Below are 25,764 nucleotides of genomic sequence, written 5' to 3'. Positions count from 1 at the left end.
TCAATCCTCTAAGAGAGAATAAGAAAATATGACGAATTCGAAAAAATTGCCAAAACATTTAGGCGGATTTCATTATATTGTACAAGGTTGGCATTTAATAACCCGCCCTGGCATCAAGAGATTCGTTTTATTGCCTCTACTGGCTAATATCTTACTATTCGGCAGCGCTTTCTGGTGGTTATACCAAAGGCTGGAGGGCTGGATACAATGGGTGCTCAATAAAATACCAGATTGGATGCAATGGCTCAGTTATTTGTTGTGGCCACTGGCTGTTATTTCTGTGCTACTGATTTTTACCTACTTTTTCAGTATATTGGCGAATTTTATTGCTTCTCCGTTTAATGGATTATTAGCAGAAAAATTAGAATCTCAGTTGACGGGTATTTCTGCGCCAGACACGGGTGTTTTTGACCTAATAAAAGATACGCCCCGTATTCTGCAACGTGAAATAGTCAAAATTCTCTACTACATTCCTCGCGCTATCGCCCTTTTATTGTTGTACTTTATTCCGGGGATCGGACAGACTGTGGCTCCGGTTATCTGGTTTATTTTCAGTGCATGGATGCTGGCTATCCAATACTGTGATTACCCGTTTGATAACCATAAAGTCAGCTTTGCCAATATGCGTAATACCCTACGTCAAGACAAAATTGACAATCTCCAGTTTGGGGCCGCAGTCAGTGTATTAACCATGATCCCGATCATTAATCTGTTTATTATGCCTGTTGCCGTTTGTGGTGCTACCGCTATGTGGGTTGACCGTTATCACGCACAACATGTTATGAATAACCATTCTTCTCATCAATAATTTATTAATATAAAAATAAACTGGAATAACGAAATAGAATGAAAATACAGGGGAGTAATACAATAAATTGCTAAATATTCTTTTATATAATAAGAATAGATTTAAACCTTATTTCCATTAATAAGATGTTCGCGTATGGTTAATTAATTAGAAGTTAAGAGTATCTTAGGGGCAATCGGACAATGAGCAAAATTTATGAAGATAATTCGTTAACCATCGGTCACACTCCACTTGTACGCTTAAAAAATTTCGGGAATGGCCGCATTCTGGCAAAAGTAGAGTCTCGTAACCCAAGTTTCAGTGTGAAATGCCGTATCGGCGCCAACATGATTTGGGATGCAGAGAAGCGTGGCATTCTAACAAAAGGCAAAGAGCTTATCGAACCAACCAGTGGTAATACAGGTATTGCACTTGCCTATGTCGCAGCAGCCCGCGGCTATAAGCTGACATTAACGATGCCGGAAACCATGAGCTTAGAACGTCGTAAGCTGCTAAGAGCATTGGGGGCTAACTTAGTGTTGACCGAAGGGGCTAAAGGCATGAAAGGGGCTATCGATAAAGCGAATGAGATCCATGACAATGCGCCGGAGCGTTATGTTCTGCTGCAACAGTTCAGTAACCCGGCAAACCCTGAAATTCACGAAAAAACCACCGGGCCAGAAATTTGGGAAGATACCGATGGTGATGTCGATGTTTTCGTCGCTGGCGTAGGTACAGGAGGCACGATTACAGGAGTTGCCCGTTATCTGAAAAATACGCAGGGCAAACAGGTAACTATTGTTGCCGTAGAGCCGGAAGATTCGCCTGTGATCAGCCAAAAACTTGCTGGCGAAGAACTTAAACCAGGCCCACACAAAATTCAGGGGATAGGTGCAGGTTTTATCCCTGATAACCTGGATTTAACATTAGTTGACCGTGTGTTTAAAATCAGCAATGAGGAAGCAATTAAAGTTGCACGCGAACTCACTGAAAAAGAAGGAATTCTTTCTGGTATATCTTCAGGTGCTGCCGTTGCCGCTGCCATCAAATTATCTCAAGAAGATGAATACAAGGATAAAAATATTGTTGTCATCCTACCTTCTTCTGCTGAGCGTTACCTGAGCACAGCACTATTTGCTGATTTGGTCACTGACTAATTTATCACCTCATTATTTTTTCAATTTTATTGATAAAAAAGCACCACGAGGGTGCTTTTTTGTGCATCAGATCAAAGTTTAAAACTTTCCTAGATGATTTATTCAAGTAGCTTTAGTATTTAACCAGTAATTATTTTGATGCACGAAATTAATCGCAGACAACCACAAAGAATTCTGTTCGGTTCAACTCATATTCGGTTGGCGTGTGTTAACATTCAATCAACAATTGAATGGCATCAAGTTTGTTAATTTTTTGATAATGATTTAATACACTTTAACCCAATAAATTTCGAGTTGTATCAAGGTCGTAAATGAATGCGACCAACAACAAAGAAACAACTTGAAAGAAAAAGGTATATATCATTATCGGTTTAACGGTTGTACAAGTCAGAAATAATCCGGCTAAACTCGCTTTAGCATTCTCTTGGCTTATCAACAAAAATTTAAGTTATTGAGGAAATACTATGTTCCAGCAAGAAGTTACTATTACTGCACCAAATGGCCTTCACACCCGCCCTGCTGCACAGTTCGTCAAAGAAGCAAAAGGTTTTTCTTCCGATATCACTCTTACTTCCGGCGGCAAATCAGCCAGTGCGAAAAGTCTGTTTAAGTTGCAAACTCTGGGACTGACTCAAGGAACTGTTGTAACAATCTCTGCTGAAGGTGAAGATGAACAACAAGCTGTTGAACATTTAGTTAAGCTGATGGGTGAATTGGAATAATCATCTGCTTGTAAAGCCAGTCTATTTCATATCATTCCAGTTCTATCCCCAGAAAAATAAAATCTGGGGATATTTAGAGCCTGCCCTCTAAAGGCGCAATGAAGAAATATAATCACCCGCAGTTAAGGTCATATAATATGATTTCAGGCATCTTAGTATCACCAGGTATTGCTTTCGGTAAAGCATTATTACTGAAAGAAGATCCCATTATTATCAATCACAAAAAAATCATTCCTGAACAAGTCGAACAAGAGATCTCACGCTTTAAACAAGGGCGCGACAAAGCCTCTGCTCAATTAGAAGTCATTAGAAATACAGCAGAAAAAAATTTGGGGGCAGAAAAAGCTGAAATCTTCGAAGGCCACATTATGTTGCTGGAAGATGAAGAACTGGAACAGGAAATCATTACCCTGATCAAGAAAAATCTGACTACAGCAGATGCCGCTGTTTATTCAGTGATCGAAGATCAGGCCAAAGCACTGGAAGAGCTGGATGATGAATATTTGAAAGAGCGTGCTGCCGATGTTCGTGATATCGGTAAACGCCTGCTGAAAAATATTCTGGATATGCCGATTATTGACTTAGGCTCGATCACAGAAGAAGTTATTCTGGTTGCCAATGATTTAACACCTTCAGAAACCGCACAACTTAATCTGGATAAAGTGCTAGGTTTTATTACTGACTTAGGTGGGCGCACATCTCATACCTCAATCATGGCACGCTCGTTGGAATTACCCGCAATTGTAGGAACAACTAACGCTACGACCCAAATAAAAAATGGTAATTACCTTATCTTAGATGCTGTCAATAATCACATCTACGTAGATCCATCTGACACCGAAATTGAACAACTAAAAAAAACCAAAAGTGAATATCTGTCAGAAAAAGCAGAGCTGGCAAAACTGAAAGATCTGCCTGCTATCACGCTGGATGGTCATCAAGTCGAAGTTTGCGCCAATATTGGTACAGTTCGCGATACTAAAGGAGCAGAGCGCAACGGTGCAGAAGGTGTAGGTTTATACCGCACTGAATTCTTGTTTATGGATCGAGATTCTCTGCCGACGGAAGAAGAGCAGTTTGAAGCCTATAAAGCAGTCGCAGAAACCGTTGGTAATCAGGCGGTTATTATCCGCACTATGGATATCGGTGGTGATAAAGATCTGCCTTACATGAATTTGCCCAAAGAAGAGAACCCATTCCTTGGCTGGCGTGCAATCCGAATTTGCCTTGATCGTAAAGAAATCTTACATTCTCAATTGCGTGCTATCCTGCGAGCTTCTGCGTTTGGTAAACTCCGCATCATGTTCCCTATGATTATTTCCGTTGAAGAAATCCGGGAGCTGAAAGCAGAACTGATATTGCTCAAAGATCGGTTACGCAATGAAAATAAGGCGTTTGATGAATCGATTGAAGTCGGCATCATGGTAGAAACGCCTGCTGCTGCAACCATTGCTAAACATCTTGCAAAAGAAGTTGACTTTTTTAGTATTGGGACAAACGATCTAACTCAGTATACTCTTGCGGTAGACCGTGGTAATGAACTGATCTCTCATCTTTATAACCCAATGTCACCAGCAGTGTTGAGTCTTATCAAACAGGTTATTGACGCCTCACACGCAGAAGGTAAATGGACGGGCATGTGTGGTGAGCTGGCTGGAGATGAACGCGCTACACTATTGCTCTTAGGCATGGGATTGGATGAATTCAGTATGAGTGCAATATCAATTCCACGTATTAAGAAAATCATCCGTAATGCAAATTACGATGATGCAAAAGCACTGGCAGAGCAAGCGTTGGCTCAGCCAACTGCACAGGAATTGATGGAGTTGGTTGACACGTTCATCAGAGAAAAAACGCTCTGCTAAGTATGTTAACCAAAATAGCACGTTAGCCAGAACACGGTCCCATTAAAACAATTAGGAGAAGATTTATGGGTCTGCTTGATAAACTGAAATCTTTGGTTTCAGATGATAAAAAAAATAGCGGCAGTATTGAAATTATCGCCCCGTTATCAGGTGAGATAGTTAATATCGAAGATGTTCCAGATGTTGTTTTTGCTGAAAAAATTGTAGGTGATGGTATCGCCATTAAACCTACAGGCAATAAGATTGTCTCTCCTGTTGATGGCACCATTGGTAAAATCTTCGAAACTAATCACGCTTTTTCTATCGAATCCGATAGTGGGATAGAACTGTTCGTTCATTTCGGTATTGATACCGTTGAACTGAAAGGCGAGGGTTTTAAACGTATTGCCGAAGAAGGTCAACGTGTGCAAAAAGGTGATCTGGTTTTAGAATTTGATTTGGCATTTCTGGAGGAAAGAGCTAAATCAACCTTAACTCCTGTTGTTATTTCTAATATGGATGAAATCAAAGAGTTATCTAAAGTGAATGGCTCTGTGATTGTCGGTGAATCTGTCATCATGCGCATCAAAAAGTAACAATGCCATTGATGAGTTATATGTGAATCGCCTCTGTTTTATCGGGTTAAGCAATAACGATATCTGATAAAACAGGGCGATTTCCGTTTGCTTCAAAATCTCCAACCACTAATCCACAATGCTGACGCAATATATTGAATAGCGACAGTGGTTGCCATGAATAACATCATTTCTGGTTTAATGGTTTTTCCAATACTGCGGTATTTGTTGCACAATCTGCTAGTTGTTCAGTACAGGCCGCCTCCAATACTGCACCTAGTGCTGTCAAAGTCAGCAATTTCTTGATTTCTAGTTTAACGCCTCTTTTCGCTAATAATGCGACAAGGCGAATTGCTTTGATCGAATCTCCGCCTTGTGCAAGAAATGAAGCCGTCAGATCCACAGACTGAGGCCAAATTGGCCTGAGAAATTCCTCATTCAGCCATAAAGGCAGATTATAATTTTTGGCCTGTTGCTGCGTTTTTTTATCGGCTGCCTGCTTATCAGTTAAGGCACAATGTGTAACATCAATAAATGACCTGCGGTAAGTTTCAGCAGCGGAGGTAAGCAACGCTATATCAACCTTACCGTTACTGTTTATTGGCCAGGGTTGCACAGTACAATACAGATTCGGCAACCAGGATTCAGTTATTTTTTCTTTTAATTTATTTTGGAATTGCTGACTTTCATGCGGAATTGGTTGGTTACTGCATAAGGCAATCGTTTCATAACCCGTTATGCCTCCGGTTTCATCAATGACTAATTTCAATGCCTTCAACTGCCGATTATGATCCTTTGATTGACCAAGCTGTACCAGCACATCTTCCACGGCTTTTTCAATTTCCACCGGATGGATACGATGACCACGTACTTTAAATTCATCATCAATACGTCCGAGACAATGGAATATACCCTGTTCATCCTGCAACCCTAAATCCCCTGTACGATACCAACGGCATTGTTTATCCGCACTGAACACAAATTTTGCTTCTGTCTGGACACTATCGTTCAGATAGCCATCTGCCAGTACAGGCCCACTAATCCAGATTTCCCCATGAAAACCACGGGGCATAATTTGGCCCCAGCTATCCCTGATCGATATTTCTGCTTTACCCAATGCTGTACCAATCGGCGTAATAAGAGCAGACGTGTTTTTTTCTCCCTCAATACTTTTAGTGATATTGTTTTTCGAATAAATACCGTTTACTGAATAAATACAGCAACCAACTGTAGCCTCCGTTGGCCCGTATTCATTAATAATCTCACTGCCTGACGGTAAACAATCCAAAGCTTTGTTCACCAGTGAAGCTGGCAGGTTTTCACCGCCTACAATAAAAGTCAGCGAGTGTTGTCTGGTAGATCCGATGCCATGTTCGATCAACAAAGACAGATGGGATGGTGTGCATTTAACACCTGTCAGGGATTCATCAGCGAGCAGAGTACGTAACAATGCAGGATTATCACGAATATCTTGTTCATGAGGTTGGATAAATCCCCCTGACAAAATGGGCACTAAGATAGCGGTTTGCGTCAGGTCAAACCCAAAGGAAGTAAACAGAGGCGTGTTAAATGGAATTTCAGCAGCATATGCTGCTTTCGCTGCCAGCACATAGTTAGCCAATGCAACAGAAGAAATGGCAACGCCTTTCGGTTCTCCTGTTGAACCGGAGGTATATAGAATATAAGCTGGGTTACAAGATGTATGCTGAACTTCAGAATACGATGTCGAAGAATACAACGTCGAAGCAATCTGTTCCTGAACAATCCCTTTCTGAGTACTGTCTTCCTTATATAAAGAAACCCGCAACAAAGGTAAACTCAGTGTTTCAGCTAAGTTTTGCTCAGCTTCGGTGTAAATACACAAAGAAGCCCCGGAATTACGAATGATGGTTAATAATCTTTCTGTTGGAGTTGTCGTAGGGCAAACAGGCACAACCGTCACGTTTTTAATCAGACATGCCAGATAAGCCAGTACTGTTTCAGGGGTACGCCTGCCCAGAATGAGTACAGGTTTATTCTCAGTATACATATCATGCAATCGCATACTGAAACGGTGCATCCATTGTAATCCCTCATGGTAAGTAAACGCACTATTTTCCCCACTTAGCCTAAATAAAACGTTGTTTGTATGACATTCAAATGCTTTAAGTAAATGAACACCTATTGGTTCCGCCGAACATTTGTCAGAGGTATGATGCTCTTTCGGATGATGATCGGTATGTTCTTGTGCTATAACCTCAACCGCAATATCTACTGCATAATGAAGCACAGTTTGCAGAAAAGCATGGCATTGTTCGGATGACCATATTCTGCGGAAATCAGCTTCAATCGCTAAATAACCATCTGCAAAGCGGTCATGAAGATGGATGGAAGCAAACAGAGATTCGACGGCCTGGCGGTGTTCAATTATTGTTTCTGTATAACTGCTGGTTTTCTGAAATTTACCTGTTTGGTAGGAAACACCAAAAGCGGGAATAATCCGTTTCCAATCCGGTGAGGCTAATTCTCCCCAACGGGTCGCGGGCGCATAACGTGAATGGATAAGTGCTTTTTGCAAATGTTTTTGTAGGATCTGGTAGCAATCTGCTGCTGTCTGCCCATCCTGACGAAACACAGGCACCAGGATAGGAGCCACTCCCATTGAGATAGTCTGTTTCTCTTCCCTGCTCCAACGATTACCAATAGGTGCCTGTAATAACACACAATTGCTGTCTTCAATCACCATTTGCGTATAAGCAACCGCAGTGAAAAACAACCTGAAAATAGAACCACCACTGTTTTTAAATCGGAGTAATATTTCATTTTGCGATTGGGCCACAGTTGCTTTTATACGCATGGAGCGTGGCTCCAGCCCACGATAATCACCTATCGGATAACGGCGAGATATTTTTCGAACATCTATTGACGAAGTTTTTCCAAAAAGCCCCTGCCAATACGCGGCATCTCTTTCAATACGCCGGGAATGCTCATAATTTTGCTCTTCCTCAGCATTGGTGGAGAATAAAAAGGATTCAGTTTGTCCGATTATTGAATCCGGGTTTTCTTGTTCCAATTCATTGATCAGACAACTCTGCAACATAGCCACACCTATCCCATCCAGCGCAGCGTGATGGGCTTTCAAAAACCAACCTGATTGATCAGGCTGAAAACGTACAGCAAAGATCTTTACTGGTGTGAGTGATAAATCCTCTTCCATCAATAATTGGCGCTCTACCCAAGATTCAAACGCTTCCTTAGGATTGGGATATTTACTGAAATCGGCTTTCTCTACTTCTGCCTGGGGACTATCGTGCCGAATACCGAACCATTCCATTTCTGTTGCGTCGGTTGCTGTTTGTTGTCCATGCAATGCTTTATTAATAAATCCGATGCGAAAAACATCTTGCGTATTGCGGATGTGTTCAGCAGCACACGCAATCCGATGCAGTGAAATTTCTCCCCGTAAACGAGTAAGCCCGCCAAAATAAAATTGATACCCGGAGAGGTTATACATCTCCATTTTGAAAATAGCCTGTTGTGACCGGGCCAATCTAAAAATTGATCGATGATTCATGATGTGACCCCTCGTTTTGATTAAAAAAAAGAGTTCGCATATTTTGGGCGATCGCTTTCCGTTCAAGTGATACAAAACGATCAAACATTTGTTATCACCTTTCTGTCTAAGAAATTACAGACAGCTTCAATACTGGAAAAAATTGGCATTATCAAGATAATCAATTTCGACTTTAATTTTGAAAATATTAACGTTATCCCCCAGATCTTGCTTACCCGAAAATTTACAGCGATATTCAGATAATAACTTCTTACGTTCAGATACATTCATCACGACTTCCCTTTGTAAGCTTCACTTCATTAGTCTTTGGTTCGTAATATTTATCTGGATGATTTACGTAATGGGTTAATTTTCAGGTTAAATATAAAATTTATAGCTACCGCACGGGAATGTAATCACCCCCAATAATAAAAAACCAGAATATACATCTAATAAAGCAGACAGTTAAAAGCAGGTTAATAATAATGAACCTCTTTTTCCATAATATAAAATATTAATTAAATCATTATTAATAAGAAGGTAATAGTTGAACACTAAAAAATCTATTTAAACGTGTTTTTTGGCAACACAAAAATTAATAAGAGCAATTAATATCGTTATGCATCCAATCATTTTAAAGTACAATTAATCAGCATTATCGCATTAATAAAAACTCACTTACATTCTCACTCTTCTTGATAAGAGGTTATTGATGGGGCGTGGAAAATGTTCAACTGATTTAAAGCTGTAGCATGACCCACAAAACTACAGCTTGAGTATAAAAAAAGATAGATGAAGAAGATAAAGGATGAAAAGAGAGCTAACTAAATACCCCGGTAGACAAATACCTGTCTCCACGATCACAAATGATCGCAACAATAACTGCACCTGGATTTTCAGCCGCAATACGCAGTGCTCCAGAAACAGCACCTCCAGAGCTAACACCACAAAAAATCCCTTCTTTCTGGGCCAGTAATCGCATCATTGCTTCTGCTTCTTGTTGCGTAATATCTAAGATTTTATCCACCAGATATTTCTGATAAATACCCGGCATATAAGCAGGGGACCAACGGCGGATACCGGGAATATGACTGTTTTCTGTTGGCTGTAGCCCCGTCGTCTGTACCTTATTTGATTGAGATTTCAGATAGCGGCTCACACCTGTAATTGTGCCGGTTGTTCCCATACTGGAAACAAAATGGGTAATACGCCCCTGTGTTTGCTGCCAAATTTCCGGTCCTGTTGTCTTAAAATGCGCCAGTGTATTATCAGGATTATTAAACTGATCAAGAACTTTTCCTTCACCATTCAGTTCCATTTGTTGCGCCAAATCCCGTGCACCTTCCATTCCCAACGCTTGGCTGACCAGAATCAGTTCAGCGCCGTAAGCTTGCATAGACGCCTGACGTTCAAGGCTCATATTTTCAGGCATCAGCAACTTAAGCCGATAACCCTTTACCGCAGCAATCATCGCCAACGCAATGCCTGTGTTGCCGCTCGTTGCTTCAATAAGCACATCTCCCGGTGAGATTTCTCCCCGTAATTCCGCCTGCTGGATCATTGAGAGTGCTGCTCTGTCTTTTACAGAGCCAGCAGGATTGTTGCCTTCCAGTTTTACCCAAATCTCCGCATCTACTCCTTCAGTAATTCGTTGTAATTTAACCAACGGGGTATTACCGATAAATTTTTCTAAGCTTGCCACAGCACTACCTGAATCATATGAGAATAAACAACAGAATAATCGTATTCAGAAAACTGTCGCAAGCTCTTAAGCAAAAAAACCCCTGTATCCTTCAAGACAACAGGGGAAACCCAGGGTGTGCGAGTAATGAAAAAATCAGGCGGACTCAGCAAGTTTCAGTACCTTTAATGATGAATTACCTTCATACAAACGGGCATTCTTTCCACCAATAAAATATTGACTTCCTCTCGCCGGAATCAAAGAATTATCCGGCCAGACAACCGACAAACTCTCTTCCCCCCACCCTATAGGCTGAACAGATAACAGGGAAAAATGTCCTCGTGGACTCACTTCCACAATCTTAACCGGCAAAGGGCAAGATGACGTTTGTTGTGTACTTAGATGCATTTCCCACGGACGAAAGAAAACATCAACATTCCCTTGATGTAATGGCATCACCTCCAATGGGAAAATTTTTCCTCCAACCCATAACTGTGAGCCTTTGATCTCACCATGTAACTGATTCACTTCGCCCATAAATTCCAGTACAAAACGGCTTTCCGGTTCTTTCCATATTTGCGGTGGAGTGCCAACCTGCTCTATCGCACCTTGATTCATCACCACAACCCGATCCGCCACTTCCATTGCTTCTTCCTGATCATGAGTGACAAATACGCCGGTAAATTTTAATTCTTCATGCAGCTCACGTAACCAACGACGCAATTCCATCCGAACCTGAGCATCCAAAGCACCGAAAGGCTCATCTAATAAGAGAATTTGTGGCTCAACAGCCAATGCCCTAGCTAAAGCCACTCGCTGTTTTTGACCACCAGAAAGTTGTGATGGATAACGTTTTGCAAGATGAGATAACTGAACCATATCGAGTAAAGACATTACCTTACTGCGAAGTGTCTCGCCACTGGGACGCTGACGGCGGGGAAGAACCGTCAGACCAAAAGCAACATTATCAAATACGCTCATATGACGAAACAGGGCATAATGCTGAAAAACAAAACCCACCCGCCGATCTTTTGCATGTACCAGGCTGACATCCTGACCATGAAACTTCAACTGCCCTGCACTTTGCTGCTCAAGCCCTGCAATGATCCTCAACAATGTCGTCTTACCGGAGCCTGACGGGCCAAGCAGAGCAATCATTTCACCGGATTCAATATCCAGAGAAATATTATGCAGTATTTGAACCCGACCAAAAGATTTACTGATTTTGCTGATTTCAATACTCATATTCTGCCATTGACCTCCACTTATGACTCCCATTTACTGACGGCTTAAACGCCACTGCAAAGCACTTTTGACAATCAGCGTAATAATCGCCATTACTGCCAATAAAGCCGCCGCCACAAATGCACCAACCGTGTTGTAATCCTGATACAGCAGTTCAACCTGCAAAGGCAATGTGTAGGTTTCTCCTCTGATCGCACCCGATACCACAGACACAGCCCCGAATTCACCAATTGCTCGCGCATTAGTCAAAACAATGCCATACAGCAACGCCCAGCGAATATTCGGCAATGTCACACGCCAGAACATCTTCCAGCCAGAAGCCCCCAATAATATTGCGGCTTCATCTTCCTGATTACCCTGACTCAACATCACCGGCACCAATTCACGGACAACAAACGGGCACGTCACAAATACCGTAACCAATACCATACCCGTCCATGAAAACATTAACTGGATGTCATAAGTCCCAAGCCATTCACCCATCCAGCCATTAGAACCGTAAAACAGCAGATAAAGTAATCCCGCTACAACAGGGGAAACTGCAAACGGAATATCGATTAATGTCAGTAATAATTGCCTGCCGGGAAACTGGAACCGGGTTACCAGCCACGCTGTTACCACACCAAAAACCAGATTGATGGGTACTGTGATCAATGCAATCAATACGGTTAACCAGATGGCATGGAGCATATCGGGATCAATAAGATTCAGTGAGAGGATATCGAGCCCTTGTGAAAAAGCGGTCAGAAAAATCCACGCTATCGGAATTACCAATAACAAGGCAGAAACAATTATCCCCGTACTAATCAATACCCATTTACCCCAATTTATTGAGGAGCGCGGCATCAGTGTATATCCGAAAAATTCAGCCATTAATGCCCTCCGATCCGTTTACCAAAGCGGCTTTGCAATAAATTGACGCTAAATAGCAACAGCAGTGATACTGCCAGGATCATTGAAGCAATCGCACTGGCTGCCGGATAATCAAATTCTTGCAATCGTACAAAGATCATCAGAGAAACCACCTCAGTTTGCCACGCGATGTTGCCTGCAATAAAAATGACCGCACCAAATTCCCCCAGACTTCGCGTGAAAGAAAGTACCGTGCCTGCTATCAATGCAGGTGAGAGTTCCGGCAAAATCACTTGCCTGAACGTCTGCCAGCGACTTGCTCCTAATGTCTGGGCTGCTTCCTCATATTCCGGGCCTAATTCCTCGAGTACGGGTTGAACGGTACGGACAACGAAAGGCAGACTAGTGAATGCCATTGCAACCGCAATACCCAACCAGGTATTCGCGACCTTAATATCAAAATTACCAAGCCAGGAGCCATACCATCCGGTTGCAGAAAATAGTGTTGCCAGCGTTAACCCCGCAACTGCGGTTGGTAAAGCAAAGGGTAAATCTATCAACCCATCAAGCAGATTGCGTCCGGGAAAACGATAGCGGGTCAGTATCCAGGCCATTAACATGCCAAAAACCATATTGAACAGACTGGCAATTGCAGCAGCCAACAAAGTGACCTGATAGGCTGCAACAACCTGAGGATTTGCAATCACCTGCCAATATTCTGCCCAACTCATGCTGGAAAGTTGTATGACCAGAGCGCTCAATGGCAATAACAGGATCAGACAGGTATAAAAGAGGCTACAGCCCAAACTCAACCCAAATCCGGGTAATACACGTTTACTGGATGAAACAAACATGGCTCATGCCCTTCCATCAATGATTGAGCCAGCATACTGTCCAAGTTGACATAGGTTTTCACCCGAATGCTCCTGCAATACGACTATATCTGCATTGGCAATATAGGCGTTGAAATTCCCTATAAGGGATACAGTAAATAGTGATTCGGAAAACAATCTGCTCCATAGCTTTTTATTTACCACTGTCTTCATTCAACACCTTATCTGTCACACCATTTAACAACGATTGCTCCATACTGTATCCAGAATATTTATAACAGGATAGGTTACTGCCCTCTGTTTTATATACCGAATTTTTATGAGAAATGATGAAACGAGATAAGCTATAGAAAGCGCTCCTCTTTACAGCTCTCTTAGTTGCATAATGTTAAACAATCACTATCAGCAAAATTCTTCCCCACACTTTCTATTTTATATTTATCATTCAGCTTTCCAGATAATACGAGAGATTTTCCACGTTCTCAGTACATCATCTGAAGGCATTAACTCTTCTGGGCCATTCCATGATCCTGTAAATATATAACTGATATGCTGGCTTTGTGGTGCAACGCAAACAACTGCCGGTTGCATAGCTAAACTGCCGGAACGCTGACAAGCACCATAAGCTTTGTCATACAGTTCAGAAAAAGGTATTCCGATTTTTGTTCCCCAGACTGTTTTAATGTTTTCATCGAAGATATCAATATGATCTACCTTGCCATTATTCAAACCAGATAATTCAATTTTGACTTGATTACCTTCCATTCCCTGTACGATATTGACTAGTTTTCCATTCTGCATCTCCATGCCATTACGCAGGTGATACTTGCCTTCCAACCTCTGTTGAATCGCAGATAAATTCATATCTGTTTGCTGGTTGATCCCCCCTACACCTTGGTCAGATACCTCGAAGTGACTCGAAAACCAGTTTAAAGGTGATATGGAAGACCATGAAAATTCAGATGTTCCTGCACAAGCAGTCAATAATAATGAACCACTCATTAAGCCACTGATTGTCATAACTCTCTTTTTAAACAATAAACTAAATATAAAACTTCTTTTCATGACTTTTTTTTACCTTATTTTCTGGTCTGATTATTTAGCACAACTATATAAACATCATTGTGTAATTGTTTACAAACAGGTCGATATCATATCAAAACACAACTGAATTATAAAAAACATTGAAATCAATGGCAAAGATTCATGGTAGCCACAATGATTACGGTATTTGTAATTTTTTTAAATTCTACAACTATAACGGATGTTATGGTAATAGATACTATTGCAAAAACACCATGCTATCAGTTAGCTTCCCAGACTAATATCAACAAGGTACAGAAATATGTGAAAAACCCTTCCCATACAGTAATAAAAAATAAACAAATAGACTCACCCCACGTTTATTCCGCACAGAATTATTCCGTACAAAATTGTAGGGTACTCGAAAGTAAAAATGAATCACAGATTCACGATCACTATTATTTTTCAAAAGACAAAAATGGCGTTATTAATGTTAAAATTATTACTGTAACTGGACATCGTTCTTTCTTAATGTCAAAAGATCTCTTTATTACAAAAAATAAATACCAGAGGAAATTTCATCACTTAATAAAAAAAGCGGCCAGAAAACTAATACATTTTTTAAAAAGAGATTCATTTAAATAAATTTGGTTCATGGCCGAATGAAATAACTTTTCTCAGCCACTTACCTTTAACATTTAATCAATAATTAAACGTTTATTAAAAACAGTGTGCTCTTGTCCCCAATAATCATATTCCATTTTTTCACACATACAAATTGTTGCATCATTTTCCTCTGGAACCATGATTAAAATACTGGGGCAACCTCTCGCCAATAATTTCTTTTCAAGGCGGGAAACTAAAGCATTGGCAATTCCTCTGCCTCTAAATTCAGGATGAACACCCAAATAATAAGCATGACCACGGTGCCCGTCATACCCTCCCATCACTGTTCCAACGACCTCTCCTGCCACTTCAGCAACCAGAAATAAATCAGCACCATGAGTTAATTTACGCTCAATATCGAGTTCTGGATCATCGCCAGAATTAATCAAATCACAACGCTCCCAAAGTGTGATAACGGCTTCAAAATCTTCTTGACGAAATAGCCTAATTTCCATAGTTAGCCAGCCTGTTTAATAAGCAATTGGTTCAATGACAATAATCACTACTTTCATTTTGGAATCAATATGAAAATGCGTTCATTGATACTAACAGATATACTGCCTATCGTCATAAACTAACCAGAATGAAAGCAGAAATGAATATACCTAATATATCTCAAGTTAAGAATTTTTTTCTCTCATTACAGGATGAAATCTGTAAGCAACTTGAACACCTTGATGGTCATTCCCATTTTATGGAAGAGTGCTGGCAAAGGGAAGAAGGCGGTGGCGGTCGTAGTCGCGTCTTGAAATCAGGCAAAATTTTTGAACAAGCAGGTGTGAATTTTTCCCATGTAACAGGAGATTCTCTGCCTCCTTCAGCGACTGCTCACCGCCCTGAATTGGCTGGCCGTAACTATCAGGCCCTGGGAGTTTCTCTTGTCATTCATCCCCTGAACCCTTATGTTCCGACCAGCCACGCTAACGTACGCTTTTTCATGGCAGAAAAGGAAGGTGAAAAACCTATCTGGTGGTTCGGTGGCGGGTTTGATCTCACTCCTTATTATGGTTTTAAAGAAGATGTTATTCACTGGCATACTGTCGCCAAAACATTATGTCAGCCTTTTGGTGATGATATCTATCTTACATATAAAAAGTGGTGTGATGACTACTTCTTTATTAAACATCGTAATGAACCACGTGGTGTAGGTGGATTATTTTATGATGATCTGAATACTCCCGATTTTGATACTTGCTTTAATTTCACACAAGCTGTGGGTCATGGTTTCCTGGCTGCATATTCACCTATTGTCGAAAAAAGAAAGGATATCAGTTGGGGAGAACGTGAAAGACAGTTTCAGTTATATCGCCGTGGTCGTTACGTCGAATTCAATTTAGTTTGGGATAGAGGAACATTATTCGGTTTGCAAAGTGGTGGACGAACTGAATCTATACTTATGTCCATGCCTCCTCAGGTTCGCTGGGAATACAATTATTCTCCTGAACCACATTCTCCAGAAGCAGAGCTCTATTCATCATTTCTGATAAAAAAAGATTGGATATAATAAAACAGAATTATCCCCAGAAACATAAACAACTATGTCTCTGGGGTATTCATCACCATTCAAAAAATTTTTAATTAAATATCTAAATCTGATTTTCATATCAGTAGCCTAATAAATTTATTTATCATTTTTCATTAGCAATATCCTGCTATAAAACGTCAATATTTTCCCTAATGACTATCACTTCAATTATAGATAGTATGCAAATGGGCGCCCAAAAGAACAAATACAGCACTGACAAAATAGGGGAATATTATGAATACTTATGAAATTAATAGATACAGTTTAATCCCTCCATTTGTCTTAGAGCAAATCTCTGATAATTGTGATGAGTGTACAAATCAATATGTATTAAAAACATTAGATCATATTTACGATTTAATGAATATCACAGCTGTAGAAGATATTTTAAAGCAGGACTCTGATATTGATGAATCTGATGAAAAAATAAAACTGCATAGAATTATCTACGATGCAGAACAGGAAGAAGAATTCCCTGGAGGAAAATTAGCCCGCAGTGAAGGTATGCCTGAAAGTGAGGATATTGCTGTCAATGAGGCTTATGATTATCTTGGAAAAACTTATGAATTTTATAGCAAAATTTTTGGACGAAACTCACTTGATAACAAAGGGCTTAAGTTAGTCGCCACAGTGCATTATGGTAAACGTTACTTAAATGCCTTCTGGTCCAGAAAACAAATCGTTTTTGGTGACGGTGATGGGCAATATTTCAATCGCTTTACCTCAGCGATTGATGTTGTAGCACATGAATTAACTCATGGTATTATCCAGAATGAAGCCAATCTCCATTATGTTTATCAATCTGGTGCCTTGAATGAGTCCATTTCAGATGTGTTTGGCATCATGGTAAAACAGTATGCCAATAACCAAAAAGCCGATGAATCCGACTGGCTATTAGGAAAAGGACTACTGGGTCCCAAGTTCAATCCAGATAATAAACCTGATATCGCTTTACGTTCATTTATAAAACCAGGCTCAGCATTTTCTAAAGATAAGCAGGTTGGTCATATGGATGAATATGAAGAACTGCCGATTTCAATTGATAATGGAGGCATTCACATATATTCGGGTATCCCTAACAGGGCATTTTACTTGCTTGCAACTGCTCTGGGAGGTTATTCATGGGAACGGGCAGGTAAAATCTGGTATGAAACTTTATTGGATGACCGTTTATCTTCAGATGTTACGTTTGATGATTTTGCCACATTAACGATTGACAATGCAGAAAAGTTATTTGGTAAAAAAGTCTCCCTCATCACCAACAAGTGCTGGAATAAAGTAGGTGTACTTCTGCCAGAGAATGATTAATAAAGATATTAATATAATATTAAACAAGCATCTCTGAATTAATATCAATTTAATCATAAAATTAAAAAAAGGGCCTGTTTCGGCCCTTTTTTATATTTATAATTTAATAATTTTAGAAGAGAAAAAAATCACTTAGTTAGTAGAAAACCCCGTAAATTAGGCTAATAATTTAAATGGGGCCCCAAAAAATATACAACATTCAAAAAATAAATCGGGGTATTATTATGTGCAAAAATAAAACACACAGCATTATTCCTCCAACCCTATTTGAATATATTATTAAAATTTGTGATGAACAGGATAAGCCATCTCTCTTAAAAACTTTAGATCATACTTACAATCTGATAAATAATTATGCTGCAATAGATCATTTATCTTTAACATATAACCCTGGTTCTGATAAAAAATTGAACAGAACAATATACAATGCCGAAAACACAGATGTATACCCAGGCACCAAAATAGTTCGGGTTGAGGGCACTTCTGAAAGCAAAGATATATCCGTCAATGAAGCTTACGAACATCTCGGTAACACTTATAATTTTTATAAAGAAATTTTTGGTCGTGATTCAATTGATAATAAGGGACTCAAATTAGCTGCTACAGTACATTATCTAGAAGGCTATGCAAATGCATTTTGGGCAAATAACCAAATGGTTTTTGGTGATGGAATGAAATTGTATTTTAATCGTTTTACATCTTGTATTGATATCACAGCTCATGAATTAACACATGGTGTCACTCAATATGAAGCAGATCTCGATTATGCTTATCAATCTGGTGCACTTAATGAATCTATTTCAGATGTATTTGGTGTGATGGTAAAACAATTTACCAATAACCAGAAAGCCAATGAATCTGATTGGCTGGTAGGTCAGGGGATATTCGGGCCTAAAATGAATCCTCATAATGATCCCAATATTGCTTTACGTTCATTTAAACATCCGGGAAGTGCATATTCACACGATGATCAGATTGGGCACATGAATCAATACCAGGAACTTCCTTTGTCAAATGATAATGGTGGTGTTCATAAATATTCGGGTATTCCAAACAAAGCATTCTACTTACTGGCAGTTGAGCTCGGAGGGTATTCATGGGAGCGGGCAGGTAAAATCTGGTATGAGACACTAACAGACAGGCGATTATCTAATAAAGCAAATTTTAATGATTTCGCCAAATTAACCGTTGATAATGCATACAAACTCTTTGGCAAAAGCATTTCAAATCTTGTTACTGACGCATGGAATCAAGTAGGTGTTATTCGTTGACAATAAGAAAATAATATTTTTAACCTGAGGGTTAGGGAAAACCCTGCTTTTATCCCCATATATTTTATGCCTCTTATATCATCATGTTTTTCCATCACCTCTTTGCTGACTGAATTTATCTTCCTAGTCATTTTCTGATTTAGTTATATAAATTTTCTCAATAATATATCACAAGATATTTCATCCATTTGTCACACACACAACTTATAAAATGAGAGGATAAAAATTTACATTTTTGTTAGTGACTGATGTGGTTATTTTGGCTAATATTTAAGCTAGTAAAGATAGACCACAGACACCAGGCTAACAAACTAACAAGTTGGGTATATTATGTGTAATGTAACAAATCAACCCAGTATAATTCCTCCCCATTTACTGGAACATATTGCGAAAAGTTGTGATGAGAATGACAAAGAACATGTGCTAAAAACATTAGATCATGTTAAGAGTTTAATGAAACAATCAGCTACAAATCCTCCGTTACGAAAAAAAGATAGACTTCAAATTGATAAAGGGAAAAGTAATTAATCAGCTAACATTAAAAGAGCATAAACTAAGAAATAATAAGCTCAGATATTTATTATTGGTAACTTTCTAAAATAAAGAGCTATTTTCTAGCTCTTTATTTTATTAATGTTTATCTAATTATTTACCGCTTTTTCAAATGCTCCATCAAACGCTTACGCTTACGAAGCTGTGACGCAGTTAAAGTATTTTTCTTATCAGCATAAGGGTTAGCCCCTTCTTTAAATTGAATACGAATAGGCGTACCCATAACTTTTAAAGAACGACGGAAATAATTCATTAAATAACGCTTATAAGAATCAGGTAAATCTGCCACCTGATTACCATGAATCACAACAATAGGCGGGTTGTATCCACCGGCATGGGCGTATTTCATTTTTACCCTGCGCCCACGTATCATCGGTGGCTGATGATCCTCTTCTGCCATACGCATAATCCGTGTAAGCATGGAGGTATTAACGCGACGAGTCGCACTTTCATAAGCTTCCAGAATCGAATCAAATAGGTTACCCACGCCACTGCCATGTAATGCAGAAATAAAGTGAACACGGGCAAAATCAACAAACCCTAAACGCAAATCCAGCATATCTTTTACGTGATCTTTATCGGCCTGACTCATACCATCCCATTTATTAACCGCAATAACTAAGGAACGGCCACTATTGAGAATAAAACCAAGCAGGGAAAGATCCTGATCAGAAATGCCTTCACGCGCATCAACCACCAGCAGCACAACGTTTGCATCTTCAATGGCCTGGAGTGTTTTAATGACAGAGAACTTTTCCACCACTTCTGTCACCTTACCACGTTTACGAACTCCCGCTGTGTCAATCAGGATATATTCACGACCATCACGCTCCATTGGGATATAGATGCTATCACGGGTTGTTCCAGGCATATCAAAGACAACGACTCGTTCTTCCCCCAGAATCCGGTTGGTCAGCGTGGATTTGCCCACATTCGGACGCCCAACAATAGCCAGTTTCAGTGGCAATGTTGTCGGATCAAAATCCTCTTCCTGTTCAGCTTCAACCACTGCCTCTAATTCAGCTTGTTCCATTTCAGCCCAGTAAGCGGCATTAGCTTCTTCTTCCGTTAACTCAACGTCTTCTGCGCCTTCTTCTTTCTCAGAAAATGGCAACAATACACGCTCAATCAGTTGAGTCACGCCACGCCCATGAGCTGCCGCGATAGAATATATATCTCCTAATCCCAAAGAGTAGAATTCGGCAATAGATATATCAATATCAATACCATCAGTTTTATTTGCAACTAAGAAAGTCGATTTTTCACGGCTGCGCAAATGTTTTGCAATTGCGTGATCAGCAGGCATCAGCCCGGATCTGGCATCAACCATAAACAGAACGATATCTGCTTCTTCGATTGCCATCAGAGATTGCGTAGCCATTTGCGTTTCTACACCCTCTTCCGTTCCATCAATACCACCAGTATCAACGATGATAAATTCTTGCCCTTCAACTTCCGCCCGTCCATATTTACGGTCACGGGTTAAACCGGGAAAATCCGCTACCAACGCATCTCTGGTTCGGGTTAGACGATTAAATAAGGTAGATTTTCCGACATTAGGGCGCCCAACCAGCGCAACGACAGGTATCATTTTTTTGATGCCTCATGACTAGATTTAAATCGATATCCTGCAAAAAAGAACCACTTGAAGTTCGTCACTACCAAATCTTCTTCTCACAACCGCAAGATACTAAAAAGACGACACGGCTCCTGTCAGCACAGGAGCCGTGTGAGTATCGCTATCCCCTTCATTTTTCAAATCATCTTTTGCTTTCCATCGCGATGCAACTTGAAATCTATTGGTATATAGCATTAAAACAAATTCTATTTCTGTTTTCTGTATATCAGCCTATCAGCGAGTGTACAGGTAAACCGCTCCATCCTTCGCCTGTACCATCAGCTTATCACTGGCAATCACAGGGCGACTCAAAAGGCCAGAACTATCGACTTTATGCTGAGCAACAAATTGCCCATCAGCCATGTTTAACCAGTGCAGGTAACCTTCTCCATCACCTACAACCAAATAGCCATTATACATTTCTGGTGCAGTCAGATTACGGTGTAACAGATTATTTTGAGACCAGATTGTTACCCCATCACTCTTGCGCAAAGATAAAATCCGATCATCCTGATCAACAATGAAAATATTGTTGTCAGTCACAACCATATCATTCACAGAGCCCAGATCACGCTTCCAAATAATCTGGCCGGAACGCATATCCATCGCCACTAAGTTGCCATTATACGCAATAGCATAGATGACATTATCAGAAATGACCGGGGTCATATCAACATCATTCAGACGATCGATTTCAGTTGCCCCTGTCACCTGAGAGATACGCTGCTGCCAAATCAACTGCCCCTGAGAAAGCAAGACAGCACTAATACGACCATTATCACCGCCGACAATTGCTGCGCCGTATGCTATAGCAGGTGCCGATTCACCACGGACAGATAGCGAAGGTGTGTCCATATTGATTGACCAGGCAACAGAGCCATCATTTTCATTCAGGGCCTGCAACATACCATTGCCAGTATGGATTAACACAAGGCCATCACTCACGACCGGATGAGATAATGCTTCACCGGCAACCTGAGATTCCCACTCAACCTTACCGTTTGTGGAATCCAACGCGATAACTTTTGCTTTTTCTGTACCAATATACAGACGATCACCCGATACAGTCAGACCACCGGACAGTAGCGCCGGCAGACGAGACGATAACAACCCTGTTTTCTCAGACAGATCCGTTGACCATAATTCTTTACCACTGTCTATCTCAAATGCTTTAACGATACCATGACGATCGGCAACATAAACTGTTGAGCCTTGCCAGGTCGGCGATAAATGAGAGTAATAGTGCCCAACGCCATTGCCGACCGACTTGTCCCAAACAACACGCGGATTGAATTGGTTTTCAACCTTTGGCAGTGGGGACATTATTACTGTATCCTGTTCATTTGAGCAACCTGCCAGCAAAACAGCAGCAACCAGCCCAACCAAGAGTGTTTTTCGCAGTTGCATTAGAGTTGGCTCCCTTAGTTGGATAAGTTATCTAATTTAATTTGAATCATTGATTTCAAAGCCTGAGAACCTTGGGCGCTTAGCCCATTGGAGTATGCCTCACGCGCACCTTTAATGTTCCCTTTCTTCACCAGAATATCACCACGGATATCCTCAGCGATTAACTGCCATCCCTTACTTTTAACTTGCTCCAGGGTTTTCAATGCAGCGTCAGTTTTATCTTCTGCTAACTGAACCCGTGCCAGACGAATATTGGACAAGTCCACCATATTCTGATCTTTCGCTTTACCTGCAGCCACCAGCAAATATTTTTCTGCCTGTGCCAAATCATTTTTATCAGCAGCGTGTTTTGCTAATTCCATATCCGTCATCACTCCGTAGATGTTATTCGTTTCATTCGCGAATTTCTCTACGGCAGTCATGCTTTCTTTCGAACCCGATGCCAGTGATTTGTTCAGTTGTTCGAATTGTACCGCTGTATCCTGTAGCTGGTTTGTTTGATGAGATTGCCAGTAACGCCAACCAACAATTGCCCCAATCCCCAATACTAAGCCAACAGCAATGTACTTACCGTTGTTGACAAAAAAACGCTTTATTGCATCAACTTGTTCAGTTTCAGTGGTATAGGCTTCCACAGAGTCTCTCCTTAGCCTAACAGTTCGCTCAAACGTACTGCGATCGCTTGTTGTGGCAATGTTTGTTGCTCACCATTACGTAAATCTTTCACGGTGACATTACCTGTACTAATTTCATCTTCTCCGAGGAGTAAAGCAATTTTGGCACCATACTTACCTGCACGTCCCAATTGCTTCTTGAAGTTACCACCACCATGATTGCTCATCAGGCGTAATTCAGGCAACTCATTACGGATTTTCTCCGCCAGAATCAATGCTGCCTGTTGGCTACCTTCACCAAAGGAAGAGAGATAAACATCTGCAACAGCGAGATCTGCAACAAATTCAGGATTCACTTCCTGAACCAACAGGATCATACGCTCCATCCCCATTGCAAAACCTACTGCAGGTGTTGGTTTTCCGCCCAGTTGTTCAACCAATCCATCGTAGCGCCCTCCCGCACAAACCGTGCCTTGCGCGCCCAATGCAGAAGTTACCCATTCAAAGACCGTACGGTTGTAATAGTCAAGACCACGGACCAAACGCTGGTTGATACGATATTGAATACCCACAGCGTCCAGAATCTGGCACAGGCCAGCAAAGTGCTCTTTTGATTCGGCATCAAGGTAATCAAACAGGGCAGGTGCGTCATTAAGAAGAGCCTGAATGTCAGGATTTTTAGAATCCAGCACACGCAATGGATTTGTGTACATGCGGCGCAGACAATCTTCGTCCAGTTTCTCTTTATACTGCTCAAGGAATGCGACCAGTGCTTCACGATAGTTTGCCCGCGCTTCCAGAGAACCAATCGAGTTCAATTCGAGTGACACATGCTCAGCAATCCCCAACTCACGCCACCAACGTGCAGTCATCAGGATCATTTCAGCGTCAATATCCGGCCCTTGCAGACCAAACACTTCTGCACCCAATTGATGAAATTGACGATAACGACCCTTTTGTGGACGTTCATAGCGAAACATTGGGCCAATGTACCATAAACGTTGTTCCTGATTGTACAGCAGACCATGTTGAATACCGGCACGCACACAGCCTGCGGTATTTTCCGGGCGCAAAGTCAAACTTTCTCCATTACGATCATCGAATGTGTACATCTCTTTTTCGACAACATCAGTAACTTCCCCAATTGCGCGTTTGAATAACGGGGTCTGCTCTACAATCGGTGTTCTAATTTCACTGAAACCATAACCAGCCAACACACGTTTCACAGTAGACTCAACACGTTGCCAGATGGCTGTTTCAGCAGGGAGGCAATCGTTCATACCACGAATTGCCGGAATATTTTTTGCCATGTTTTATCTCTTATTAATATTTCTAAGTTCAATCAGCAAACAAAACAATACCGACTCATGTTATCAGAGTCGGCATTGGTATCTTATTTATCAAGCTGATTAATGCTAATCCGGTTATTGACATCAAGAATAGTTGCTTTGGCTCGGATTTTCGCTTCAAGCTGGTCAATCAAATTGTTATTGTCGAGACGCTCTTTTTGGCGAATACCATCTTCATAAAAACCGCTTTTTGTTTTTGCGCCTGTCACACCCAATGTTGAGACTTCAGCTTCTCCGGGGCCATTTACAACACAACCAATGATGGAAACATCCATTGGTGTGATCAAATCCTCAAGACGTTGTTCAAGCGCATTCACAGTACCGATAACATCGAACTCCTGACGGGAACACGTCGGACAAGCAATAAAGTTGATGCCTCTTGAACGAATACGTAATGCTTTCAGCATATCGAAGCCGACTTTAACTTCTTCCACCGGATCAGCAGCCAAAGAGATGCGTAAGGTATCACCAATCCCTTCGGATAACAGAATGCCCAAACCAATTGAAGATTTCACTGCACCAGCACGAGCACCTCCGGCTTCTGTAATACCCAAATGCAGAGGTTGATCAATTTTTTGCGCCAGCAAGCGGTAAGCTCCGACTGCCAGAAACACGTCAGATGCCTTAACACTAACTTTGAACTGATCAAAGTTCAGACGGTCAAGAATATCGACATGGCGCATAGCGGATTCAACCAGAGCTTCCGGTGTTGGCTCTCCATATTTTTCCTGTAAATCTTTTTCTAAAGAGCCACCATTCACCCCAATACGGATAGGTATATTATTATGACGGGCACAATCTACAACCTGACGAATACGTTCCTCATTACCAATATTACCGGGATTAATACGCAGACAATCAACACCATATTCTGCAACTTTCAATGCAATACGGTAATCAAAATGGATGTCAGCAATCAGCGGAACATTGGACTTCTGTTTAATGGATTTGAAGGCTTCCGCTGCATCCATGGTTGGAACCGAAACACGGACAATATCAACGCCTACACGCTCCAGCGATTTGATCTGATTGACTGTCGCTTCAATATCCGTTGTTCGTGTGTTAGTCATTGACTGCACCGCAATTGGTGCATTATCCCCAATGGGTACACTACCAACATAGATACGTGTGGATTTACGTCTTTTTATCGGTGATTCATTATGCATTTTTACATTACTCCCCTACATCCCTGTATTTTGCTTA

General features: G+C 40.9%; 24 protein-coding genes. 10 read left to right on the top strand and 14 right to left on the bottom strand.

What is annotated here, in order from left to right; all coding sequences use genetic code 11:
• Positions 1 to 28 precede the first annotated feature (28 nt).
• The 5 genes from cysZ to crr all read left to right on the top strand — a co-directional run bounded on the left by cysZ (position 29) and on the right by crr (position 5,106).
• On the top strand, positions 29 to 808 hold the full coding sequence (gene cysZ / locus AAC147_RS16810) for a sulfate transporter CysZ (RefSeq protein ID WP_047683115.1): 780 nt from the start codon (positions 29 to 31) through the stop codon (positions 806 to 808).
• A gap of 182 nt (positions 809 to 990) precedes the next feature.
• Positions 991 to 1,944, top strand: a complete 954-nt coding sequence (gene cysK, locus AAC147_RS16805; protein WP_047683113.1) for a cysteine synthase A — start codon at positions 991 to 993, stop codon at positions 1,942 to 1,944.
• A gap of 464 nt (positions 1,945 to 2,408) precedes the next feature.
• Complete coding sequence (ptsH, locus tag AAC147_RS16800) at positions 2,409 to 2,666, top strand: phosphocarrier protein Hpr (RefSeq protein ID WP_038262654.1); 258 nt, start codon at positions 2,409 to 2,411, stop codon at positions 2,664 to 2,666.
• Positions 2,667 to 2,803: 137 nt separating this feature from the next.
• Positions 2,804 to 4,531 carry a phosphoenolpyruvate-protein phosphotransferase PtsI gene (gene ptsI, locus AAC147_RS16795; RefSeq protein ID WP_047683111.1) on the top strand — a complete coding sequence of 576 codons (1,728 nt, stop codon included), beginning with the start codon at positions 2,804 to 2,806 and terminating at the stop codon, positions 4,529 to 4,531.
• Between the two features lie 65 nt (positions 4,532 to 4,596).
• Entirely contained in the window at positions 4,597 to 5,106 is a 510-nt protein-coding gene (gene crr, locus AAC147_RS16790) for a PTS glucose transporter subunit IIA (RefSeq protein WP_047683109.1), read from the top strand.
• 166 nt (positions 5,107 to 5,272) lie between these two features.
• Here the strand turns inward: crr and AAC147_RS16785 are convergent, their stop codons facing one another.
• The 8 genes from AAC147_RS16785 to AAC147_RS16750 form a co-directional block, all read right to left on the bottom strand.
• Positions 5,273 to 8,638: an AMP-binding protein gene (locus AAC147_RS16785; protein ID WP_052189601.1), complete on the bottom strand. Its 3,366-nt coding sequence runs from the start codon at positions 8,636 to 8,638 to the stop codon at positions 5,273 to 5,275.
• Between the two features lie 126 nt (positions 8,639 to 8,764).
• Positions 8,765 to 8,908, bottom strand: coding sequence for a hypothetical protein (locus tag AAC147_RS16780; RefSeq protein ID WP_197056391.1), 144 nt, complete (start codon positions 8,906 to 8,908; stop codon positions 8,765 to 8,767).
• Positions 8,909 to 9,437: 529 nt separating this feature from the next.
• Complete coding sequence (cysM, locus tag AAC147_RS16775; protein WP_047683107.1) at positions 9,438 to 10,319, bottom strand: cysteine synthase CysM; 882 nt, start codon at positions 10,317 to 10,319, stop codon at positions 9,438 to 9,440.
• A gap of 135 nt (positions 10,320 to 10,454) precedes the next feature.
• Complete coding sequence (gene cysA / locus AAC147_RS16770) at positions 10,455 to 11,543, bottom strand: sulfate/thiosulfate ABC transporter ATP-binding protein CysA (protein WP_047683133.1); 1,089 nt, start codon at positions 11,541 to 11,543, stop codon at positions 10,455 to 10,457.
• A gap of 33 nt (positions 11,544 to 11,576) precedes the next feature.
• Complete coding sequence (gene cysW / locus AAC147_RS16765; protein ID WP_047683105.1) at positions 11,577 to 12,416, bottom strand: sulfate/thiosulfate ABC transporter permease CysW; 840 nt, start codon at positions 12,414 to 12,416, stop codon at positions 11,577 to 11,579.
• Positions 12,416 to 13,249, bottom strand: coding sequence for a sulfate/thiosulfate ABC transporter permease CysT (gene cysT, locus AAC147_RS16760; protein ID WP_047683103.1), 834 nt, complete (start codon positions 13,247 to 13,249; stop codon positions 12,416 to 12,418). The genes cysW and cysT overlap by 1 nt, the downstream gene beginning before the upstream one ends.
• A 3-nt stretch (positions 13,250 to 13,252) precedes the next feature.
• Positions 13,253 to 13,441, bottom strand: coding sequence for a hypothetical protein (locus AAC147_RS16755; protein WP_047683101.1), 189 nt, complete (start codon positions 13,439 to 13,441; stop codon positions 13,253 to 13,255).
• Between the two features lie 228 nt (positions 13,442 to 13,669).
• Positions 13,670 to 14,248, bottom strand: coding sequence for an RpoE-regulated lipoprotein (locus AAC147_RS16750; protein WP_047683131.1), 579 nt, complete (start codon positions 14,246 to 14,248; stop codon positions 13,670 to 13,672).
• A 186-nt stretch (positions 14,249 to 14,434) separates the two neighbouring features.
• Between AAC147_RS16750 and AAC147_RS16745 the strand changes: the two genes are divergently transcribed.
• Positions 14,435 to 14,896, top strand: a complete 462-nt coding sequence (locus AAC147_RS16745) for a hypothetical protein (RefSeq protein WP_047683099.1) — start codon at positions 14,435 to 14,437, stop codon at positions 14,894 to 14,896.
• Between the two features lie 53 nt (positions 14,897 to 14,949).
• Here the strand turns inward: AAC147_RS16745 and AAC147_RS16740 are convergent, their stop codons facing one another.
• Positions 14,950 to 15,372 (bottom strand): GNAT family acetyltransferase, encoded by a 423-nt coding sequence (locus tag AAC147_RS16740; protein ID WP_047683097.1) that lies wholly within the window; start codon positions 15,370 to 15,372, stop codon positions 14,950 to 14,952.
• 140 nt (positions 15,373 to 15,512) lie between these two features.
• Here AAC147_RS16740 and hemF point away from each other — a divergent pair, with 140 nt between their 5' ends.
• The 4 genes from hemF to AAC147_RS16720 all read left to right on the top strand — a co-directional run bounded on the left by hemF (position 15,513) and on the right by AAC147_RS16720 (position 19,549).
• Positions 15,513 to 16,421 carry an oxygen-dependent coproporphyrinogen oxidase gene (gene hemF / locus AAC147_RS16735; RefSeq protein WP_047683095.1) on the top strand — a complete coding sequence of 303 codons (909 nt, stop codon included), beginning with the start codon at positions 15,513 to 15,515 and terminating at the stop codon, positions 16,419 to 16,421.
• Positions 16,422 to 16,676: 255 nt separating this feature from the next.
• Positions 16,677 to 17,750: a M4 family metallopeptidase gene (locus AAC147_RS16730; protein ID WP_047683093.1), complete on the top strand. Its 1,074-nt coding sequence runs from the start codon at positions 16,677 to 16,679 to the stop codon at positions 17,748 to 17,750.
• Between the two features lie 224 nt (positions 17,751 to 17,974).
• Complete coding sequence (locus AAC147_RS16725; protein ID WP_047683091.1) at positions 17,975 to 19,021, top strand: M4 family metallopeptidase; 1,047 nt, start codon at positions 17,975 to 17,977, stop codon at positions 19,019 to 19,021.
• A 330-nt stretch (positions 19,022 to 19,351) separates the two neighbouring features.
• Positions 19,352 to 19,549 (top strand): protealysin propeptide domain-containing protein, encoded by a 198-nt coding sequence (locus AAC147_RS16720; protein ID WP_047683089.1) that lies wholly within the window; start codon positions 19,352 to 19,354, stop codon positions 19,547 to 19,549.
• A gap of 121 nt (positions 19,550 to 19,670) precedes the next feature.
• Here AAC147_RS16720 and der read toward each other — a convergent pair whose 3' ends face one another.
• The 5 genes from der to ispG all read right to left on the bottom strand — a co-directional run bounded on the left by der (position 19,671) and on the right by ispG (position 25,727).
• The gene (der, locus tag AAC147_RS16715; protein WP_047683087.1) at positions 19,671 to 21,164 is read right to left on the bottom strand and encodes a ribosome biogenesis GTPase Der; all 1,494 of its coding nucleotides are present in this window, start codon (positions 21,162 to 21,164) and stop codon (positions 19,671 to 19,673) included.
• Between the two features lie 261 nt (positions 21,165 to 21,425).
• Complete coding sequence (bamB, locus tag AAC147_RS16710) at positions 21,426 to 22,598, bottom strand: outer membrane protein assembly factor BamB (RefSeq protein ID WP_047683085.1); 1,173 nt, start codon at positions 22,596 to 22,598, stop codon at positions 21,426 to 21,428.
• Between the two features lie 14 nt (positions 22,599 to 22,612).
• Entirely contained in the window at positions 22,613 to 23,233 is a 621-nt protein-coding gene (locus AAC147_RS16705) for a YfgM family protein (RefSeq protein ID WP_047683083.1), read from the bottom strand.
• 11 nt (positions 23,234 to 23,244) lie between these two features.
• Positions 23,245 to 24,522: a histidine--tRNA ligase gene (gene hisS, locus AAC147_RS16700; RefSeq protein ID WP_047683081.1), complete on the bottom strand. Its 1,278-nt coding sequence runs from the start codon at positions 24,520 to 24,522 to the stop codon at positions 23,245 to 23,247.
• A gap of 83 nt (positions 24,523 to 24,605) precedes the next feature.
• Positions 24,606 to 25,727, bottom strand: a complete 1,122-nt coding sequence (gene ispG / locus AAC147_RS16695) for a flavodoxin-dependent (E)-4-hydroxy-3-methylbut-2-enyl-diphosphate synthase (RefSeq protein ID WP_047683079.1) — start codon at positions 25,725 to 25,727, stop codon at positions 24,606 to 24,608.
• Between the last annotated feature and the right edge of the window lie 37 nt (positions 25,728 to 25,764).

The sequence above is a fragment of the Xenorhabdus sp. NBAII XenSa04 genome, from assembly GCF_963866145.1.
In the GTDB taxonomy this organism is placed as follows: Bacteria; Pseudomonadota; Gammaproteobacteria; order Enterobacterales; family Enterobacteriaceae; genus Xenorhabdus; species Xenorhabdus indica.
Note: the sequence above shows the minus strand (reverse complement) of the source record. Positions and strands in the feature narration are given on the sequence as shown.

Excerpts from the sequence above, each read along its gene's own strand:
- cysA (WP_047683133.1), bottom strand. The coding sequence starts at position 11,543 with ATGAGTATTGAAATCAGCAAAATCAGTAAATCTTTTGGTCGGGTTCAA.
- bamB (WP_047683085.1), bottom strand. The coding sequence starts at position 22,598 with ATGCAACTGCGAAAAACACTCTTGGTTGGGCTGGTTGCTGCTGTTTTG.
- der (WP_047683087.1), bottom strand. The coding sequence starts at position 21,164 with ATGATACCTGTCGTTGCGCTGGTTGGGCGCCCTAATGTCGGAAAATCT.
- AAC147_RS16785 (WP_052189601.1), bottom strand. The coding sequence starts at position 8,638 with ATGAATCATCGATCAATTTTTAGATTGGCCCGGTCACAACAGGCTATT.
- cysW (WP_047683105.1), bottom strand. The coding sequence starts at position 12,416 with ATGGCTGAATTTTTCGGATATACACTGATGCCGCGCTCCTCAATAAAT.
- cysT (WP_047683103.1), bottom strand. The coding sequence starts at position 13,249 with ATGTTTGTTTCATCCAGTAAACGTGTATTACCCGGATTTGGGTTGAGT.
- cysK (WP_047683113.1), top strand. The coding sequence starts at position 991 with ATGAGCAAAATTTATGAAGATAATTCGTTAACCATCGGTCACACTCCA.
- cysZ (WP_047683115.1), top strand. The coding sequence starts at position 29 with ATGACGAATTCGAAAAAATTGCCAAAACATTTAGGCGGATTTCATTAT.
- ispG (WP_047683079.1), bottom strand. The coding sequence starts at position 25,727 with ATGCATAATGAATCACCGATAAAAAGACGTAAATCCACACGTATCTAT.
- crr (WP_047683109.1), top strand. The coding sequence starts at position 4,597 with ATGGGTCTGCTTGATAAACTGAAATCTTTGGTTTCAGATGATAAAAAA.
- hemF (WP_047683095.1), top strand. The coding sequence starts at position 15,513 with ATGAATATACCTAATATATCTCAAGTTAAGAATTTTTTTCTCTCATTA.
- AAC147_RS16740 (WP_047683097.1), bottom strand. The coding sequence starts at position 15,372 with ATGGAAATTAGGCTATTTCGTCAAGAAGATTTTGAAGCCGTTATCACA.
- AAC147_RS16755 (WP_047683101.1), bottom strand. The coding sequence starts at position 13,441 with ATGAAGACAGTGGTAAATAAAAAGCTATGGAGCAGATTGTTTTCCGAA.
- ptsI (WP_047683111.1), top strand. The coding sequence starts at position 2,804 with ATGATTTCAGGCATCTTAGTATCACCAGGTATTGCTTTCGGTAAAGCA.
- AAC147_RS16750 (WP_047683131.1), bottom strand. The coding sequence starts at position 14,248 with ATGACAATCAGTGGCTTAATGAGTGGTTCATTATTATTGACTGCTTGT.
- AAC147_RS16745 (WP_047683099.1), top strand. The coding sequence starts at position 14,435 with ATGGTAGCCACAATGATTACGGTATTTGTAATTTTTTTAAATTCTACA.
- AAC147_RS16730 (WP_047683093.1), top strand. The coding sequence starts at position 16,677 with ATGAATACTTATGAAATTAATAGATACAGTTTAATCCCTCCATTTGTC.
- hisS (WP_047683081.1), bottom strand. The coding sequence starts at position 24,522 with ATGGCAAAAAATATTCCGGCAATTCGTGGTATGAACGATTGCCTCCCT.
- ptsH (WP_038262654.1), top strand. The coding sequence starts at position 2,409 with ATGTTCCAGCAAGAAGTTACTATTACTGCACCAAATGGCCTTCACACC.
- AAC147_RS16720 (WP_047683089.1), top strand. The coding sequence starts at position 19,352 with ATGTGTAATGTAACAAATCAACCCAGTATAATTCCTCCCCATTTACTG.
- AAC147_RS16780 (WP_197056391.1), bottom strand. The coding sequence starts at position 8,908 with ATGAATGTATCTGAACGTAAGAAGTTATTATCTGAATATCGCTGTAAA.
- AAC147_RS16725 (WP_047683091.1), top strand. The coding sequence starts at position 17,975 with ATGTGCAAAAATAAAACACACAGCATTATTCCTCCAACCCTATTTGAA.